General features: G+C 35.7%; 17 protein-coding genes and 6 pseudogenes. 5 read left to right on the forward strand and 18 right to left on the reverse strand.

Annotated elements, in window-relative coordinates; all coding sequences use genetic code 11:
• The 5 genes and pseudogenes from gndA to gntR all read right to left on the reverse strand — a co-directional run.
• Nucleotides 1-1,021: NADP-dependent phosphogluconate dehydrogenase (gndA, locus tag BAU28_RS22140; RefSeq protein ID WP_071720007.1), on the reverse strand; the 1,021-nt coding region annotated here is incomplete at its 3' end.
• A 133-nt stretch (nucleotides 1,022-1,154) separates the two neighbouring features.
• Nucleotides 1,155-1,506, reverse strand: a pseudogene (locus tag BAU28_RS22145) (PDZ domain-containing protein); the annotation flags it as partial.
• Nucleotides 1,507-1,795: 289 nt separating this feature from the next.
• Nucleotides 1,796-3,142, reverse strand: a complete 1,347-nt coding sequence (gntP, locus tag BAU28_RS22150) for a gluconate permease GntP (protein WP_071720008.1) — start codon at nucleotides 3,140-3,142, stop codon at nucleotides 1,796-1,798.
• Between the two features lie 117 nt (nucleotides 3,143-3,259).
• Nucleotides 3,260-4,795: a gluconokinase gene (gene gntK / locus BAU28_RS22155; RefSeq protein ID WP_071720009.1), complete on the reverse strand. Its 1,536-nt coding sequence runs from the start codon at nucleotides 4,793-4,795 to the stop codon at nucleotides 3,260-3,262.
• Nucleotides 4,788-5,519, reverse strand: coding sequence for a gluconate operon transcriptional repressor GntR (gene gntR / locus BAU28_RS22160; protein WP_002175221.1), 732 nt, complete (start codon nucleotides 5,517-5,519; stop codon nucleotides 4,788-4,790). The genes gntK and gntR overlap by 8 nt, the downstream gene beginning before the upstream one ends.
• A 370-nt stretch (nucleotides 5,520-5,889) precedes the next feature.
• Between gntR and BAU28_RS30235 the strand changes: the two genes are divergently transcribed.
• On the forward strand, nucleotides 5,890-6,153 hold the full coding sequence (locus BAU28_RS30235) for a hypothetical protein (protein WP_131801216.1): 264 nt from the start codon (nucleotides 5,890-5,892) through the stop codon (nucleotides 6,151-6,153).
• A 145-nt stretch (nucleotides 6,154-6,298) separates the two neighbouring features.
• Here the strand turns inward: BAU28_RS30235 and BAU28_RS22165 are convergent, their stop codons facing one another.
• The 5 genes from BAU28_RS22165 to BAU28_RS22180 form a co-directional block, all read right to left on the reverse strand.
• Nucleotides 6,299-8,347, reverse strand: a complete 2,049-nt coding sequence (locus tag BAU28_RS22165) for a class I SAM-dependent methyltransferase (protein WP_071720010.1) — start codon at nucleotides 8,345-8,347, stop codon at nucleotides 6,299-6,301.
• 285 nt (nucleotides 8,348-8,632) lie between these two features.
• Nucleotides 8,633-9,034 carry a (deoxy)nucleoside triphosphate pyrophosphohydrolase gene (locus tag BAU28_RS22170; RefSeq protein ID WP_071720011.1) on the reverse strand — a complete coding sequence of 134 codons (402 nt, stop codon included), beginning with the start codon at nucleotides 9,032-9,034 and terminating at the stop codon, nucleotides 8,633-8,635.
• 15 nt (nucleotides 9,035-9,049) lie between these two features.
• A complete protein-coding gene (locus tag BAU28_RS31095) occupies nucleotides 9,050-9,280 on the reverse strand; it encodes a hypothetical protein (RefSeq protein ID WP_244158172.1) in 231 nt (76 codons plus the stop codon).
• A complete protein-coding gene (locus BAU28_RS31100; RefSeq protein WP_244158174.1) occupies nucleotides 9,237-9,638 on the reverse strand; it encodes a hypothetical protein in 402 nt (133 codons plus the stop codon). The genes BAU28_RS31095 and BAU28_RS31100 overlap by 44 nt, the downstream gene beginning before the upstream one ends.
• Nucleotides 9,639-10,133: 495 nt before the next feature.
• On the reverse strand, nucleotides 10,134-10,604 hold the full coding sequence (locus BAU28_RS22180; RefSeq protein WP_071720012.1) for a hypothetical protein: 471 nt from the start codon (nucleotides 10,602-10,604) through the stop codon (nucleotides 10,134-10,136).
• 260 nt (nucleotides 10,605-10,864) lie between these two features.
• On the opposite strand from BAU28_RS22180, the pseudogene BAU28_RS22185 reads away from it, so the two are divergent.
• Nucleotides 10,865-11,425 (forward strand): annotated as a pseudogene (locus BAU28_RS22185) (tyrosine-type recombinase/integrase).
• 339 nt (nucleotides 11,426-11,764) lie between these two features.
• Here the strand turns inward: BAU28_RS22185 and BAU28_RS22190 are convergent.
• The 4 genes and pseudogenes from BAU28_RS22190 to BAU28_RS31470 form a co-directional block, all read right to left on the reverse strand.
• Nucleotides 11,765-12,145: a BA_1872 family lipoprotein gene (locus tag BAU28_RS22190; protein ID WP_071720013.1), complete on the reverse strand. Its 381-nt coding sequence runs from the start codon at nucleotides 12,143-12,145 to the stop codon at nucleotides 11,765-11,767.
• An 82-nt stretch (nucleotides 12,146-12,227) separates the two neighbouring features.
• On the reverse strand, nucleotides 12,228-12,512 hold the full coding sequence (locus BAU28_RS22195; RefSeq protein WP_071720014.1) for a DUF4176 domain-containing protein: 285 nt from the start codon (nucleotides 12,510-12,512) through the stop codon (nucleotides 12,228-12,230).
• Nucleotides 12,497-12,724 (reverse strand): hypothetical protein, encoded by a 228-nt coding sequence (locus BAU28_RS22200; RefSeq protein ID WP_071720015.1) that lies wholly within the window; start codon nucleotides 12,722-12,724, stop codon nucleotides 12,497-12,499. The genes BAU28_RS22195 and BAU28_RS22200 overlap by 16 nt, the downstream gene beginning before the upstream one ends.
• 14 nt (nucleotides 12,725-12,738) lie before the next feature.
• A pseudogene (locus BAU28_RS31470) lies at nucleotides 12,739-12,960 on the reverse strand (WXG100 family type VII secretion target); the annotation flags it as partial.
• On the opposite strand from BAU28_RS31470, the pseudogene BAU28_RS30050 reads away from it, so the two are divergent.
• Nucleotides 12,890-13,222 (forward strand): annotated as a pseudogene (locus BAU28_RS30050) (TetR-like C-terminal domain-containing protein); the annotation flags it as partial. The pseudogenes BAU28_RS31470 and BAU28_RS30050 overlap by 71 nt on opposite strands.
• Nucleotides 13,223-13,641: 419 nt before the next feature.
• On the opposite strand, the gene BAU28_RS22215 reads toward BAU28_RS30050, so the two are convergent.
• Nucleotides 13,642-14,277, reverse strand: a complete 636-nt coding sequence (locus tag BAU28_RS22215; RefSeq protein WP_071720016.1) for a CPBP family intramembrane glutamic endopeptidase — start codon at nucleotides 14,275-14,277, stop codon at nucleotides 13,642-13,644.
• 286 nt (nucleotides 14,278-14,563) lie between these two features.
• On the opposite strand from BAU28_RS22215, the gene BAU28_RS22220 reads away from it, so the two are divergent.
• On the forward strand, nucleotides 14,564-14,857 hold the full coding sequence (locus BAU28_RS22220; protein ID WP_083594881.1) for a hypothetical protein: 294 nt from the start codon (nucleotides 14,564-14,566) through the stop codon (nucleotides 14,855-14,857).
• A gap of 386 nt (nucleotides 14,858-15,243) precedes the next feature.
• Here BAU28_RS22220 and BAU28_RS22225 read toward each other — a convergent pair whose 3' ends face one another.
• Nucleotides 15,244-16,689, reverse strand: coding sequence for a L,D-transpeptidase family protein (locus tag BAU28_RS22225; protein WP_071720018.1), 1,446 nt, complete (start codon nucleotides 16,687-16,689; stop codon nucleotides 15,244-15,246).
• Between the two features lie 166 nt (nucleotides 16,690-16,855).
• On the opposite strand from BAU28_RS22225, the gene BAU28_RS30545 reads away from it, so the two are divergent.
• Nucleotides 16,856-17,056 (forward strand): hypothetical protein, encoded by a 201-nt coding sequence (locus BAU28_RS30545; RefSeq protein WP_165615187.1) that lies wholly within the window; start codon nucleotides 16,856-16,858, stop codon nucleotides 17,054-17,056.
• On the opposite strand, the pseudogene BAU28_RS22230 reads toward BAU28_RS30545, so the two are convergent.
• Together BAU28_RS22230 and BAU28_RS31105 are read right to left on the reverse strand one after the other, a co-directional pair.
• Nucleotides 16,995-17,217: pseudogene (locus BAU28_RS22230) on the reverse strand (histidine kinase dimerization/phospho-acceptor domain-containing protein); the annotation flags it as partial. The gene BAU28_RS30545 and the pseudogene BAU28_RS22230 sit on opposite strands and share 62 nt — an antisense overlap.
• A 92-nt stretch (nucleotides 17,218-17,309) precedes the next feature.
• Nucleotides 17,310-17,450 (reverse strand): annotated as a pseudogene (locus BAU28_RS31105) (site-specific integrase); the annotation flags it as partial.
• Nucleotides 17,451-17,487: the final 37 nt, after the last annotated feature.

Here is a 17,487-nt window from a genome sequence, read left to right on the forward strand (position 1 = left end):
GCGTGAATCCTTGTGCATAAGAACAAATTTTACTCATATATAAAGCTTGGCGCACTGCTTCAATTAATTCGGCTTTGTCAATTCCAAGTGCTGCTTTATCTTTAGGTCCAGATAAAACTTTGCTTGCGTTCACACGCTCTTCTTTTAAAGCAGAAATACAACGCGCAAATACAGATTCCGTGATAATAGGGAGAGATATACCTAAATCAAGTGCGCTTTGGCTTGTCCATTTCCCTGTACCCTTTTGTCCCGCAGTATCAAGAATAACATCCACTAATGGCTTACCAGTTTCTTCATCTTTCTTCGTGAAGATGTCTGCTGTAATTTCGATTAGATAGCTGTTCAGTTCTCCCTTATTCCATTCAGCAAATATTTCATGAAACTCTTCTGCAGTCAAATCAAGTGTTTGTTTCAAGAAGAAATATGCTTCACAAATTAATTGCATATCTCCATATTCAATACCGTTGTGAACCATCTTTACATAGTGGCCTGCCCCATTAGGTCCGATATAAGAACAGCAAGGCTCTTCATTCACTTTTGCAGAGATATTTTCAAGCATATCCTTCACTTTTTCATATGCATCTTTCTGTCCGCCCGGCATAATAGACGGTCCCTTCAATGCACCCTCTTCTCCGCCTGACACACCTGCACCGATGAAATCGATTCCTTCTTCAGCAAGACGCTTGTTTCGGCGCATTGTATCGACAAAGTATGTATTACCGCCGTCAATTAAAATATCACCTTTATCGAGGTGAGGAAGCAGAGAATCAATCGCCTTATCTGTAATTCCCCCTGCATTAACCATTAATAAAATCTTTCTAGGTGATTCAAGTGAGTTAACAAACTCTTCAACCATATGAGTACCAACTAAGTTTTTACCACGGTTCTCCTCAATGATTTCATTTACTTTTTCCTTTGAAATATCATATAGGGCAACAGAATACCCTTTGCTCTCAAAGTTAAGTGCGAGGCTTTTTCCCATAACGCCCACACCAACAACTCCAATTTGTAACTTTGCCATATTTCATCGTTCCTTTCTATGCATGTTACTCTATATTATAGTATATATACCTAAAGTAACACTTTAATCAAATAATCCATCTTATTCATTTCAAGATGCGTGCAAAAGGTCATAGGGACACGGCACATCACCATCAAGTTAAAAAATAAAGAGAAGCTTCCGTATCCCACTTATGATCTTGCTCTACAAACACAATACCTAATTCATTATGTCCACCTGCATATAGCGCTGTTTGAGCAAGGCGAAGCTCACCTTTTGTATCAAGTGCTTCTAACTTACAAAATGCCCCTGTCATCTTGGACTGCAGCGCGCCATAAAACTCCTCTGTACTTTTAGGAATCACGCCGTTTATTTTCGTAATAACCCCTCCGGGCTTCAGATTCAATTCTGCACCAACTGTATTCGGGATCGTGCCTAACTACTAATCCATCATCGCGCGCTGCAAAATACGCTGGACGCGTTTCATCAGCAATTCGTTCTCTCATTGGCATACGGTACGGACATTGACCCGCCGCATCTGTAAAAAATAGAATTTTTGTATCTTTTTTTACTTTTCCAAACCAGAAATACTCAATTTAAATTGTTTTTTAACGATATACATTTTAAGTTCATCCCAGTAAAGTGTACTTAATTGGGACGGTAGACTATTTGCCAATTTTCCTAAGGAAAGAGTATCCCATATGACTTATCCCAAAAGTTTAATTGGAAAAAATTTCAGATGTGGCGGGTTATTCTTTGAATCGTTTCCGTACCCCTTTTACTGTCTAGAAAGATCTATACAAATAAGCTTAGTAATAAAGTAAATCCTAATCCGGCTACGGAAATGATAGTCTCAAGTAAGGTCCATGTTGCAAATGTTTCTTTCATGCTTAAACCAAAGTACTCTTTGAACATCCAGAAACCAGCATCGTTCACGTGTGAAGCAATTAAACTACCAGCTCCTGTTGCAAGGACAACTAAAGCAAGGTTAACATCAGAGTGCCCTAACATCGGGATCACTAAACCGACAGTTGTTAATGAAGCAACCGTAGCAGACCCTAATGAAATACGTAAGATGGCAGCGATAATCCATGCGAGCAAGATCGGTGATAATGAAGTTCCTTTGAATAATTCGGCTACATAGTTACCAACGCCGCCATCAATTAATACTTGTTTGAAGGCTCCGCCTCCGCCAATAATTAAGAGCATCATCCCAATATTTGAGATCGCTGTTGTACAAGATTCCATCACGTTTTTGATTGGAATATTTCTTGCCAATCCCATTGTATAGATCGCAACTAATAAGGATATCAACATGGCAGTATCCGCATTCCCAATAAACTGGATCGCTGCTAGTAAACTATTATCTTTAAATCCCATTGTTTTTTGCAGCAAAGTAAGAATTGTAGCGATTGCCATTAAAATAACAGGCAGTAAAGCGGTAAAAACACTGATTCCAAAGCCAGGAGTTTCTTCAAGTTTAAATACTTTCTGCTCGCCTAAAGATTTGATATTACCAGTTTTTGTGAATGCTTCAGGTACTAGTTTTTTTGCAATTTTAGTAAATACAGGTCCAGCTAAAATAACTGTTGGAACCGCTATCATAAAACCGTAAAGTAATACTTCACCGATGTTTGCATGCAATTCACCAGCGATAGCGGTTGGTCCTGGGTGTGGCGGTAAGAATCCGTGTGTTACAGATAAAGCTGCTGCCATCGGAATACCGAGATATAAGATAGAAACTTTTAATTCTCTTGAAATAGCAAATACAATCGGAATTAATAATACTAATCCTACTTCAAAAAATAATGCAATACCGATAATAAATGAGGCAGTCACAACAGCCCATTGAATGTTCTTTTCACCGAATTTTTTCACAAGGGTCATGGCAATGCGTTGTGCGCCCCCAGAATCTGAAAGCAACTTACCTAACATCGCACCAAGTCCAAAAACGAGTGCTAAATGACCAAGTGTTCCGCCTAATCCCGCTTCAATGGTTTTAAAAATTTTTTCTGGCGGCATTCCAAGTGCTAAAGCAACGCCGACCGATACAATGATTAATGAAATAAAAGTATTTAATTTAAAGCGCATTATCAGTAAAAGTAATGCTAAAATCCCAATTGCTACAATGACTAATGGCATCGTAGTTCCCCCCTAATATTAGCTGTATTTGTGTTTATCCCACTATTCGTTGGCAGTAAGCCCCTCCACCTCAAGATTTAGAGAGAAGCGAGGATTGGGGGATTACTGATGAACGTATTACTTTATTAAATTTCTTTGATAATTCGCAATTCGTGTATAATCGGCTTCTAGCGCCCTTGATAGGTTAATAAATATCGGCAGTAATTGTCTGTATTCTTTTGTTGCTTCTTCTTTCGGTGTATGTTTGTAGGTGCTGCCAACCATTTCGGAAACGATTTCAAAAGAATCAATTTTTCCTGTGGCATAGAGACCTAATATACATGCACCTAGACAGGAGCTTTCGTAGCTCTTTGGAACAACGACTTCAGATGCGAAAATATCGGACATCATTTGTCGCCAAACGTCAGACCTTGCGAATCCGCCTGTTGCTTGAATACGGGTTACAGGACCATCCATGCATTCGATTAATGCTAAAAATACAGTGTATAAATTATATATAACGCCTTCTAAAGCTGCACGAATCATATGTTCCTTCTTATGTGACATCGTTAAACCGAAGAAGGAGCCACGTACATCTGGATTCCATAATGGTGCACGTTCACCTGCGAGGTATGGATGGAATAATAATCCGTCTGCACCAGGTCTCACGCGTTCAGCAATTTTAGTTAATACATCGTATGGATCAATTCCTAGTCTTTTCGCAGTTTCTACTTCTGATGAAGCAAGTTCATCACGAATCCAGCGAAGGACCATTCCGCCATTGTTTACCGGTCCACCAATTACCCAATGCTTTTCCGTTAAGGCATAACAGAATATTCTTCCTTTTTTATCTGTTTGCGGCTTGTCAATGATGGTTCGAATAGCACCACTTGTCCCAATTGTGACCGCAATCTCGCCTTTTCGAATTGCATTCACACCTAGATTAGAAAGCACTCCATCACTGGCACCAATGACAAACGGTGTTTGTGGATCGATACCAATCTTTTGGGCTAAATCTGGATTGCAGTTGCTAAATATTTTGGTAGTTGGTACGAGTTCAGATAATTGATCAGGTGTTACACCAGCAATTTTTAAAGCTTCCTCATCCCAATCTAGTGTTTTTAAATTCATCATACCCATGCATGAAGCGATGGAATGATCGACAACATATTGATCAAAGAATTGTTTAAAGATATATTCTTTGATTCCGATATATTTTTTCGTTCTAACAGCGATTTCAGGATGGTCATTCACAATCCATGTAATTTTACTTAATGGCGACATCGGGTGAATAGGCGTTCCTGTTCGTCTATAAACTTCATGGCCATTCAGTTCATCTTTGATTTTATGTGCCCATGCCTCACTGCGATTATCTGCCCAAGTGATACAAGATGTCAGCGGCTGATCATTTTCATCCATGGCAATGACACTATGCATAGCACTGCTAAATGAAATAAACGATGGTTTTTTATCTGAATGATGTTTCGTTATATTTGATATCGCTTGCAAAACAGCTTGGAAAATCTCTTCTGGATCTTGTTCCGCTGTGGATATATCCGGTGTGCGAAGTGGGTAACCAATATTCTCGGTTTGGATGACTTCGCCTTTTTCAGTGAATAAAACTGCTTTCGTACTTGTTGTACCGATATCTATACCTAACATATAGCTACTCATGTCCTTGCTCTACTCCTTTAGATAACATTTGTTGTGACATCCAGAGGTCTTCAACTTTCCCTTGAACATCATCAAAGTTTTGATGTAAGGCCTCGATCATGAGGGCTCGATCTTTTGATTCGATTGCTTTTATATAAAGCTCATGATTTTTAATAACCCGTTCAAAGTCTTCGTACTTTTCCTTGAAACGGGTACGCATTGATAAAAGGATTAAGCTTTCCATAACAGGCTTTAAATTATTCCAAATCATCAGGATGTAGGAATGCTCAATGGTGCGAATAATCGTTTCATGGAATAAGAGATCTTGATAAGAAAACTCATCAGCATCATGATATTTAATGGCGATTTTCATCATTTCCATTATTTTATTTAGTTCTCTTACTAAATCATTTGTGTCCATCTTTACAAGTCGCTCAAAGATAAACGTTTCTATAAGTAAACGAACATCATATATTTCTTCGATTTCTTTTTCGGTTAAACCAATGACAACTGCGCCCATTCTTTCTAAGCGAATAATATTTTCAGAAGCTAGTACTTTTAATGCTTCACGAACGGGTGACCGACTTACAGAAAAATCGGCAGCTAATTTATTTTCCGATAGGATGGTACCGCTTTCAATTCCACCTACAATAATACGCATTCTCAGTTCGCTCGCAACACGATCACCTGCAGAAGCTTTTGAAAGCCATTTTTCAGGATAAAGAAATCCAATTGATTCCGTCATAACTTCACCTCATGTTAATCAAGTATACTTGTATACAAGTATTATAACTCAGATTTTTAATTATGCAAGCGCTTTTACTTTTTGTTTCGATTCTTTTAGGGGGGGGACAGCCCCATCACCATCAAGCTAAGAAAAGCAAATATCCAAAACAAAAAAATGAACTAAATTCCTACGGACAACTATGAAAAGATGAAATTTTCGTTTTGGGGATATTTCAAAATCTTAGCTTGATGGGCATGTTGCGGTACCACAAAGATGTAGAAGAACTAATGAAGAAGCTTTGAAGCACCAACGTTTAAGCACATTTGCTTTAAATAAAATATATAAAAATGTAGAAAAACCAAAAAATCCCCCACAAGGGGGAACAGCGGTGCCTGAGTACGAAAGGCGACGGAACAGCTTGCCTGTTCCGTCCAAGGTTTTAAGTAATGATAGTAACCAATATATAAGTTACATTTGCTACGAAAAACCAGACGATACAGACAAGCTGTATCGTCCACTTCACTGCGCTTCGCTTGTTCGTGTATTGCTTCCCCTTTGGGGTTCGTTGTTGATTTATCAATATACAATTCATCCTTATTTACCGCTTCCCAGCGATTTTTCTGTCTTATATAATCGAATTAACAAATATTAGGGCTTTTTAAAATGAATAAACAAAACGTATCATCAGCACTCGACAACCCTAGATTGTAAAGATGTTTTATCCTCCTTTGTGTATTGCATTTCTAAGATTTCCATTGCCCTTTACCCCTTTATACTTTATTTGTACCAATAACCCATTACTTCACCTTTTCTAAAACCATAAAGAACGTACTATCCGGTAGCGCAACCGCATTCCCAGACTCATCTTTAAACTCAATTTTCTCGCTAAGATGGGTTGTATATCCATCCTGCAAATAGTTTATAGCTTGAACAATGTTTACTTTATCTCCAAAGATACCCTTTACGAAATCCTTATAGTCGTTTGGCGTAAAGATTCCAAACTGCTCCTGCACCTCATGAGCGAAGGAATCCTCGCCCCAGGTATACGTATATAAGAACTCCATCGCATCGTTAACAGGCATTTTGACTGTATTGTCTGCAAGTACCTCATACTGGATTATACGACCCTTAAATTCATGGACATACTGCTCTAAGAACTTCATTCCGCCCGCATCTTTAAAACGAATCACACGCATTAACCTTTTATCTTCGGTCATGATGCCATCACGAATGATAATACGACCTCCCGGCTTTAACACCTCGTAGGCACTCTGCAGACCCCTTTTAATTACTTCATGATTGAATTTCTTACCTTCATACTCAATATAAGAGAACAGCTCATGAAGGATAGAAGAATATACAATCGTATCAACCGATTCTTTATCAAACGAGCTGCTTAAGTTGATTGCATCCCCTTTAATGACGTCCCAAGAACGACCCTCGTTCTGCTTCTTCTTTTTCAACGTATCAATCACGTTTTCGGAAATATCGATACCATAGATTCGTTTATCCTCGGTCTCTTCTTCAATCATGTCTAGCATGACACCACCACCGGCTCCGACATCTACAACCGTATTTCCCTTTATATAATCAAGAATAATTCGTTTATCATCAGCCGAACTATTCATATGCTCCAGATACACTTCTTCGTTATGGAATCTATCATACGCATCCTTACGTAACCCGAAGAAATCAAATAGCAGCACGTTTGCCCGGGCATGCATCATATCTACCTTTTCTGCCTCTACACAGAAGGTAATTAACGCCTCACCTACAGCAGAAAACTGAAACGACACATACGCAGTCTTCATATCTTCATCGACTTTAACCTCAAAGGAAACATGCGTTGTATCCAGCTTCTCGTTCTCACGGTACTCCCGTAGATACTTCTCAATAACCCGCTTACGATATACGTTGTCCTTCTTCTCGCCTTTGAAATCATAGTGCAACTGCTGCATCAATTTCTCGAAATGGATATGCTGAACCTTTCCAGTGCCTATCTCGTTCTTTAACATAACAAAAACTGTCCAGATATCCTCGAAGCTAAGAGCATGCATAGACGGTTCTACATACCACAAATCCTTATCAGATAAGAAGGTTTGAACGCCATTCTTCTCGCTCCCCATAATTATATCTTTTTCAAATGCTGACTCCTTATGTTTTGGCGTGAGTCTATGTATGCGAGAAGTAAATAGCTCCACATAGCCATCAAACAGACCATCAATTGTAATCTTCACATCGTCCTTTACTTCACTCCACAAGGATTTTGATACACCCTCAATAATACATTGGTTAAGATAGTATAGAATCTTCTTTAACCTACCGTCTCCGTACTCTTCTTTATACGTGTTGATCAAATCAAAATGTGAGTCCAAACGAGCCTCCCCGCGGATATACTGCCCGATTAATCCATGTGTTCTAATTAAATCTCGAACAAACAAATACTCAGTAGAATTTAAGTTTGTCTCTATACGTTCGATAAACTGAATATCACTAAAGATATCAGCAGAACCCTCGTTATGTACCAATAGGTTTATCCCATTTTTCTTCCATTGCTCCCGCTGTTTTAAAGAGCCTACCTTTGCAAGCTCACTATACGTTAGTACCTTTTCAATAATGCGATACGCTTCTTCATCTAAAGACAACCCATCTAACACTTGCAGCGTACGGTGTACATAGTACAACACCGCATCCGTTTTTAATGCACCAAGTACCTGTACATTCTCATAGTTTTGATGTATCTCCTCTGCCTCGATTAGATGCTTTAACCACGTAGGGAGAGCATCAGAAAACCCTTCAATGTATTTATTTAGAACTTCAATGTTTTTCAACTTATTTACCCCCATATATAATCAATATCCTCGCATTACCCTAACGCCCGTAACACATTAAGTCCATTCTCTGTTAGCTTTACCGCACCGTTTGGACAACCCTCACAACCTGTACTCTACAATTAACTGTTTATTAAGCAGCGATTGTACCGTCCGTTTGTTGGGACCCCATAGCTCAGCAGGGGGAGCGCCACCTTAACAGGGTAGAGATCATTAGCCAGAGCCACCGGAGTCATACAATTACTTTCAAAACAGTTTATAACTTATAAAAATCTGTCTCATTATTTCTTATTTCAGACCTTAATTTTTAAACTTCAAACATAAAGCTCCTACGGTTGGAAGATCCGCCGGGGCCCACTTTAACTCCAATAAATTATTAACATGAACCCATATCAACCCGGCATGCTCAAGCGCTTTAGGTATACCGGACTCTATGTATGCCTTATAAGTAACAAGATGAACTATAATATTCTCATACTCATGATCCACTTCTTCTATTTTTTCTCCAACAGTAATTAAACATCCTAGTTCTTCTTTGATCTCACGTATCAGTGCATCTTGCGGCATTTCCCCTTCATTAATTTTTCCACCTGGAAATTCCCAATAGTTCGGTAAGGACATTGCAGGAGAACGTAATGCACATAGTATTTCATTCTTCTCATTAAAAATGACCGCTCCAACAACCGATACTTTTTTCTTCATGAATCGTCACTTCTTTCACATCTTATTTAATAAACGGATTGGAAAAATCCATATATTTCTATCTATTCCTTGTGTATCCTCTTGGATCTCTTGAAAAGGCTGCTTTACAAGCCCTACTCTCCACATAAAGATGTGCTTTCCCGTTTCAAATGCTTCAAATAAATAAACATCTACTCCATTTCCTCTAGATTCATATAGAGTCTTATTTTGATTCCCTTCTAAGACTTGATCTTCTTCTTGGCCCATCCCTGTGTAATATATCCTCATCCCAGCGATCATCGTAAATACCTTTTGTATGATCAGAGAATAAAACTAAAGTGTTTGTTTTTTTCGATTGTCTCATTCCTCCCATATTCCCACATTTAAATATTCTAGAGATTTCTTTATTATCATATTCTTTATCAATGACCATTGAATGAATTTCTTCTCTCATTCTTTGATACCATTCTTTTACTCGCTCTATATCATACTCTTTTTCAAGATTTACAATTCCCTTAAATGGAAGTCCCTCTTTTTCCATAGCAAGTAATGAATCTTTTGCTATATTAAAGTAGTCCATTAACTCTATTTGGTTTACTATTTTTTCTGTTCTAATTACTCTCAACCTACTTTACCATTTTTTTCATTTATTAATAATTAACCTATCTTAAATATAAACCGTTTTCAAGTAATTCCTATCATGAAAAAAAATAAGATTTTTTATATTCTTATAACCACCTAAAAACTATAATGACCAACACAATAAAATACATTCGATTATTCCAATACAAACAATATTAAGCGGTATGATAATGATATATTTAAAAAAGGATATATGGGAAGAGATTAACAAATAACTTTTTAAACGTCTACATGTTATTTAACCAATATAAAAATGTAAAAAGGAGTGGGCAACCCACTCCTTTTATCACGAAAACATATTTTTTCTTTCAAATAAAATCTAATCAAATTAATACGAATAACCTTGTTTTCCCATAATTATTTCCAATACTTTTCTTACATTTCCATCAAGTATTATAGTGACTCCTGGCGTTAGTTCATCAGTTTCTTCATTTTTAAATGTTTCTTTTATCCTAGTTAATTTATTTTCTTGTATAACTTAATCCTCTCTAACTAAATAGCCATTATTCTTATCTTCCCAGTATCTATACTCATAGAGTACTTGTTCATCAAATCGCTGTAAATAACCTCTCCAGTTATTCGGAATATATTCTTCAAAAGATATTGATTCCGGATAATTAGAATAAAAAATTAAACGTTCAAAATCTATCAAGAAACATGGATTATAATCATAATAGGCTTCTTCTCTATTAGTTCTTAGTTCCCTTAAAAATTCTAACCTAATATCTTCTGTAAATACTTCATATTTTTCTATTCTATCTAAAAAGTTAGCTATTGTAGTCTCATTTAAAATACTAATGCCTTTTCTTTCTTCTGGATATTCACTAGGAGAGTACCCAGCTTGATTATAATCTAAATACCATAAATCCGGTTCAGTTATATACCAATTGAACTTATTTTTATATTTTACACCTACTATAATATTTTCTACATATAAAGGCTTAATCATTTTATGAGTTCTCCTCTCTTACTTAATAAGTTTAGCATTTTGGCCATATTCTACCAACCACCGCCTAATAGGGTCAGGTAATTCTTATGCAACACCTTCAAATCCATATTTATCAAAAAACATCCGAAAGTAAACTTTTAATAATTAGTTTACATTCATCTCCTACTAAATACTGACTTCATCCCAATTACCCTGATATCCTCAAAATACAAAATAAAAGTATGCATTCAAAACACTGTAAATAAAGAGTTGTGAAATCCATGAACAAAAAATCACATCTCATTGATGTCCAACCTATCCGTATCAAAGATATGAAATGGGCCCTTAAACGTCATTGTTCCGAACGAGACTATATCCTCTTTCTGATTGGTATTCATACAGGATTGCGTGTAAGTGATCTACTCCAACTAGAGACACAAACCATAGTAAAACTAAAACAAAAAAAGAGAAAAGAATTCAAAATAAAAGAAGGAAAAACGAAGAAAGAACGAATGATTAACTTAACTTCTATTTTTGATGAAGTTTTTTTGTATGCCCAAACATTAGAAAGTACCTGGTTATTCCCTTCTCGAAAAGGAGACAAATCCATTAGTAAGGTTCAAGCATATCGACAATTGTAAAAAGCTGCAGATTTTGCCGACATAGAGTCCATTGGTACCCACATCATGCGCAAAACCTTCGGATATTGGTTCTATAAACAAACAAAAGATGTTGATATGTTACAAGAAATACTAAATCATAGCACTCCACAAATTACTCTTAAATATATTGGAATCAATAAAGAAGAAAAAGATAATATACTAGATAATTTCTATATTTAATCACATATAATCAGTATAAAGAAAAATAACATAATTATAGTTAGGGAATGCTTGTAAACTGATCTATACTGCATTCCCTTATTCTATGTATGCTACACTCTTATTCGCCTTTTCCTAACAGTAGAACCACGAATCTTGGCGAAGACATTAGTTTTTGTCCTGTCCGGGAATCCGTCCTCGCTTTTTATTCCACGAGCCTCCGAACCCTCATCGTCAAGGAACTTTCGCGGAATAAACGCCAGGACTCAGCGAATCACTTCTTAAATTGATGAGCATATGTTGTGACAGAACCAACTGAAAATGGAAACGGCAAGCGGGTGCACTCCACTTGCCGTTTTTTCATAGCTTAGTATGTATTTGAATTTCTTTTGCTTTCTCTTCTTCACCCTTCACACGTACAATTAAATCATATGATCCGGATTTTGGCGCTTCAAAAGAAAGCAAACCTTCTTTTTGAGAAGTGACTGCTTCTTCATAAATAACCTTATCATCTTTTGTAACTTGCAATAAAATCGTACCTTCTTCAACCGCTGCTTCATAAGGGATTTCCACATTTCCTTTTTCAGCTTTAAGCGTTTGCACATCGTAATACCCTTGCAGGGAACCAATTTTTAAAGTCGTTTCGCCATTTTTTTGAACCTTTGTGACTTTTGTTGCTGTATTGCATGCGCTTAACAATACAACAAGAGTGAGAATCAGAAATAAACGTAGTAATTTCATAAAGATTCCCCTTTCTTTAAATATATATATGTATTAAAATTCATTATTTAACTATTTCAAAAACACCAACAACTTAAAAGAATCACTGCTTTTCTTCAATTTCTTTTTTAAATAATTTTTGAAACTCTAATTCTGTTTCATTAATAAAACCAAGATGTAAAACACTAGAGATATCTTCATGATTCAAAAAGAAATTGTACTCCGAAGAAATATTACCATGAGGAAAATAACAACATACATAATCCCATGTTTTCTTTGTTTTAGAATCCATCTGTCTTCTTCCATAAACCATTAATGGATGTTCCCAATCTTTAAACATTACAACAGAACCTATTGGAGGTAATTCTAACTCTAAATTTTGTCCCATCTTATTTCCCCCCTTCTTAAAATAGCTTTTTTTACAATAAAATAAATAATAGAGAATAGTAAACAAGCTCCAATTGTACCGAAGGTTGCAACTGAAATTTTCCCTGCTAATGATTCATTTGGATCTAATGCATTAGGTAAAACTGTACCGAAAATTGCAATGCAAGCTAATATAACCATAAAATATTTTAAAATTTTCACTTTCTTAGTCATACTAATTTTCTCCTTTATTCTTTAATAGCAAATTCTCCACCAAATCCCCATAAACCTACACCAGGACCAAATGGTGCATGGAATTTTATTCCGATTTTTCCAACTTCTAAAGATCCTCCGACTGTCCCAAGTGACGCCGATCCTCCAATTTGTAATTTTTTATCAGAAAATGGAAGAGGAATTTTTATAGCACTCTCACATTTTACTAGAGTAGCTTCAGCTCCTATATGTAAAGTAGGCGAAGGACAATTTGATTCAAAATTGGCAGAGGAATATCGTACTCGATATTTCTAGCCCCGTCGACTGCAAGCAAAGCAACTTCTGGAGAAGGAAATCCAAAGAGGAGAATTGAGAGAAAACCTCGATGTTGAATTAAGCATTGATGTCATTTACGGACCAATTTTCTATCGGTTGCTAGTAACCGGTGAAAAGTTGAATGATTCCTATTATGTACATCACTTAGTAACAAGCGCATTCGAGGGAATACGATTAACATGAATAACATTCGAAAAAAGACTTAAATACTCCCTCCTCCTATACGGATAGAATTTCTCTTAACTTAATAAATAAGATATTTAATTTTTTAGGCTGATGTATTTGGGGCGGCCCCCCACATACATCAGCTTAAGAGTTGAGAATTACCCTAAAAGAATCAACATACAAAAAAATTCGTTCTGGGGGTAATTAAAAATCTTAGCTTGATAGCGATGGGGTTCCGCCCACATTTTAACGAAAGCATACGCTAAGACCGTTTTTAAAAGTGAACTCTCATCTTTGCTACTGTAAAAATACAACTATCTCCCCGAAAGAGGTGCTAGTTGACGTAAAATTCGTTAACGGTAGTAAAAAAAGCTCAATTCTTATCTTTTTTCAAATAAGATTTCAGTAATCCATTTATGAGCATAATAACTTATTTATTAATTTGCTGTACTCTTTTTTGAGTAATATACTGAAAGTAAATTAAACTCCACATGCAAAAATATTGAAAAAATAATTGATAGTGAGTAATCCGTAATCATACCATATATGATTCCCCCTAAAAATGCGAACAGCATAAATTTTATGCTAGTCTGATTAAAGCTGTAATATTGTAAGTGAGCTACAGCGAATAGAAAGGAAGATATTAGGATCGGTACCGTAATTGGTATGTAAGCTATTTCATAAAAAGGGTATATTGGGAATGAATTGTTAAGTATTGGTATAATCATCCCTCTGAAAATTACTTCTTCAAAAATAGGATACATAATTACAAAGTTTAAGATATTCTTTTTCCCGATTGGATTATATCCTGAGTATCGAGAAATGAAAATATTCGTTATCGCGGCAATCAAGATTAATAGAACAATTGGTTCGTAGTGAATTGGTAAATGGAATACATAATTATCTTCATAAAAATAACCAATTACTGTCAGCAGTGTTCCCCATGTATAAATAATTTCATTTTCTATCTTTCGGTACAACGTTCTTCCAATAATAATGCCAACTGTAATATCAACAATTTTATATGAAAAAGCTAATAAAACAGCAAGTACCAAAGCAATAAAGTAGCTCATATCGATTTATCACCCCATCTCACAAGGAATTCCTTTGCAATTCATGCATTTAATTGACATCCAGCACTACTTGATTTTTAAATATTTTCCCTCTATTTTAAAATTTTACCATATAATGATAATTTGAAGTGAGAAAGATTAGTTGTATATCCTATTCATGTGAGGTTAACATAACGTAACATTATTGGTAACAAACAAAAAACTCATTCTTTTTCACAAAAATGAGTTTTTTATAAAATCCCTTATTAAAAACTAAAAATTATGAACTTTTTTACCAATGGTTATGATGTTTGTGTTCACAACAACGGTTATGATGTTTATGTTCACAACAATTGTTATGGTGTTTATGTTCACAACAACGGTTATGATGTTTGTGTTCACAACAACGGTTATGATGTTTATGTTCACAACAACGATTATGATGTTTGTGTTCACAACAACGATTATGATGTTTGTGTTCACAACAATTGTTATGGTGTTTATGCTTACAACAATTATTATTCAAACCCATTTTTATACCTCCTCTCAAACAAGAGTTATATTATTCTATGTTTTAATAGGAAGTATGCTTGTTTGCTAACCTATATTGAATTTATAAAAAAACTTCTATGAATAAATATTCATAGAAGTTAACATAACGTCTCATTATCAGTAGTCAACGATGCATAAAATTTTCATTCTGGGGGTAATTAAAAATCTTAGCTTGATGGTGATGTGGTGGTCCCCCTATTAGGATATTTTTTTTTTAACAACTCACCACGTAATGCTCTTTTTTTACAAGTCATGAAATTATGATTATATGCCTTTATGTATTTACGTTAACGTATATAACTGTTTTTCCACCCCGCACACGAGAAGTGCATAGTATAAATAATAAAAAAAGCAGAAAATCACTCGCGATTTCCTGCTTTTTTTATAAATTTAAGTTCTTGATATATACATCGCTTCACGCGAGGTTGCTATTTACTAGTACACGATAACCGGTTCATTAGTGCTTAAATTATCATACACAGTTTTTGCAATACTAGGAGAAAGGTTAACACATCCGCCCGATCCCCCCGTTAAATAGGCATTATTTGCCCAGTTTGTTCGCCAGCCGGCATCGTGGAACCCTTGGCCGCTATTTGTGAACGGAGCCCAGTAATCTACTTTAACGGAATAATCAGGTTTACCTACTGCACTGCCTTTGAGTGTGTACGGTGATCGTTTATAAAGGACGTACCACACACCTGGTGATGTATCTTCACCCGTGCTATGTTTACCAGTTACTACATTTGTTGTGACTGCTAAATTTCCATCTTTGTAAATCCAAATTTGTTGCTCTGCAATTGAAACTTCCGCATACGTGTCTCCGATGCCATTATTCGATGTTGTTTCATAACCGATGCCTTCTTTATCCCAGCCATTTCCATGAATATTAGAAGCAGAAAGCGATTTTTCACCTTTTTCAAAGGCTTGTTGAACTTGCTTTGTTTCTTTTTCAACATCTAGTGCCCAGCCATAGCCTTGTCCTTTTACTGATATGACCGAACCAGAATGGGTTTTAAATGCGAAGTCTTTATTTAATGTTGATTTAGCATTATTAATTTCAGCAATCTTATTCTTAATGTCCCTCGCATCGATTGTAACTTTCATATCCTTTGATATAGAGGCATTTTGAATTAAATCTTTCGCTTTTAAAGGATAAACTTCATTCTGTACCTTATAATCAACGGACTGTTGAAGAAGTTCCTGTAATGCTTGCTCCTCTTTTTTGACAATCGGATTGTCTTCTTTAATAGGCTGTATGTATGCAGACTTCAGATGAATTTCGCTTTTATACTTCTGCTTGTCGTAATCTTTCAATAGGCTAGTAACGTCATACTGTTTTCCGTCAACGCTTTTCGAGATAACAATTTTTCCTTGTTCGAGCTTCGCCATAGCATCTTGAGGCGCTTTTAATTTTTTATTCATCGAGACGAGCGTTTCTTCTACAAGTTTTTTCATCGTTTCGCTACGATATTGATCCGCCTTTTCCGGTAGCAGTGAATAATTTGTTTCCTTTGAGGAAGGGAAAAATGTCCACTGGCTTTTTAATAGTTTCTTAACTTGAGACAGCTCTTTTTCCGTAAGTTCCATTTGCGTATCTTTTTCATCTAAAATTTGTTGTTGACCGACATAGACTTTGTTTTCTAGTCCAGATGTGTTTAATTTCTGTATTGCCTGATCAGCGGTCAGACCATCGACTTTTGTGTCATTAATCGTAACATTTGAATTGAAGTGGGTTGCCTGATAATAACTCATTCCCCCAATGAGAAGTGCAATTATACCGCCACCCGCTGCGATAAGCTTCCAATTTGTAAAACGTTTGCTTGATCTCACCCGTTTTTTATCAATTTCTTCAACTGATTCATTTATTGTGTTGTTGTTCATAAACTATTCCTCCAAATACATCAACGTCAATCGACTGTATACTAGTGTGTTTATATACTAATCCATTGATTAGTTTACCCTATTATTCTTAAATTTTCATTATTTTTTTACCAGATTTTACAGAGTTGAGTCGATCTTTTTTTTTGCAATACCAAAGTGCAGGCAAATGCAAAGAAACATACACAGGCTTACTAACGTTTATATTCAATTTTATGGTTCTGGTTCAAAAAAAGTATGGAGTAATGATTTAGAAAAATTGATTCATGATTTAAAAACGAAAAAAATACTACAAAATAATCACATTAAATCAAATCACCTATATTTACTTGTTCCATTTGTATTTGATACGTACCCGATTGATACTTAGCCATATTGAGCTTTTCATCTATCAGCACATTCTTTTTCTCTATTTCTCTCTAATGTTTCCCAATAAAATTGATTCATTTCAGGCGTAATACCATCTTGCAGAATAGAAGCTGATATTTGTATTACACTCAGTAGTGTTTTCAATTCATGTGAAACGCCTGCTGGATTCCAACACACAGCAAACCATTTCACAATAGCTTTTGTTTCTATATCTGATCGTTTTTCAAAGTTTTGATCATAAAACTCTCAAAATCCATCTTATATGCCATGCTGCGTCCATTCGGCTTATCCTTTTCTTCACGACTTTTAATTAAATATTCATTTTCATCTCTTTCTTCAATTTACCGACGTAGTTCTCTTTTTAATGCTGAAGTCAATTGAATACGTTTCTGCCTTCTTTTCTCTCATTTTTAATAATTTTTTTGTAAATTA

It is taken from the genome of Bacillus paramycoides (assembly GCF_001884235.1).
Classification (GTDB): Bacteria; Bacillota; Bacilli; order Bacillales; family Bacillaceae_G; genus Bacillus_A; species Bacillus_A paramycoides.

Excerpts from the sequence above, each read along its gene's own strand:
- BAU28_RS31095 (WP_244158172.1), bottom strand. The coding sequence starts at position 9,280 with ATGGGCCAAGAAGAAGATCAAGTCTTAGAAGGGAATCAAAATAAGACT.
- BAU28_RS22165 (WP_071720010.1), bottom strand. The coding sequence starts at position 8,347 with ATGGGGGTAAATAAGTTGAAAAACATTGAAGTTCTAAATAAATACATT.
- BAU28_RS30545 (WP_165615187.1), top strand. The coding sequence starts at position 16,856 with ATGCAAAGAAACATACACAGGCTTACTAACGTTTATATTCAATTTTAT.
- BAU28_RS22190 (WP_071720013.1), bottom strand. The coding sequence starts at position 12,145 with ATGAAATTACTACGTTTATTTCTGATTCTCACTCTTGTTGTATTGTTA.
- BAU28_RS22180 (WP_071720012.1), bottom strand. The coding sequence starts at position 10,604 with ATGATTAAGCCTTTATATGTAGAAAATATTATAGTAGGTGTAAAATAT.
- gntR (WP_002175221.1), bottom strand. The coding sequence starts at position 5,519 with ATGACGGAATCAATTGGATTTCTTTATCCTGAAAAATGGCTTTCAAAA.
- gntP (WP_071720008.1), bottom strand. The coding sequence starts at position 3,142 with ATGCCATTAGTCATTGTAGCAATTGGGATTTTAGCATTACTTTTACTG.
- BAU28_RS22220 (WP_083594881.1), top strand. The coding sequence starts at position 14,564 with ATGTTTGTGTTCACAACAACGGTTATGATGTTTATGTTCACAACAATT.
- gntK (WP_071720009.1), bottom strand. The coding sequence starts at position 4,795 with ATGAGTAGCTATATGTTAGGTATAGATATCGGTACAACAAGTACGAAA.
- BAU28_RS22215 (WP_071720016.1), bottom strand. The coding sequence starts at position 14,277 with ATGAGCTACTTTATTGCTTTGGTACTTGCTGTTTTATTAGCTTTTTCA.
- BAU28_RS22225 (WP_071720018.1), bottom strand. The coding sequence starts at position 16,689 with ATGAACAACAACACAATAAATGAATCAGTTGAAGAAATTGATAAAAAA.
- BAU28_RS22195 (WP_071720014.1), bottom strand. The coding sequence starts at position 12,512 with ATGGGACAAAATTTAGAGTTAGAATTACCTCCAATAGGTTCTGTTGTA.
- BAU28_RS22200 (WP_071720015.1), bottom strand. The coding sequence starts at position 12,724 with ATGACTAAGAAAGTGAAAATTTTAAAATATTTTATGGTTATATTAGCT.
- BAU28_RS22170 (WP_071720011.1), bottom strand. The coding sequence starts at position 9,034 with ATGAAGAAAAAAGTATCGGTTGTTGGAGCGGTCATTTTTAATGAGAAG.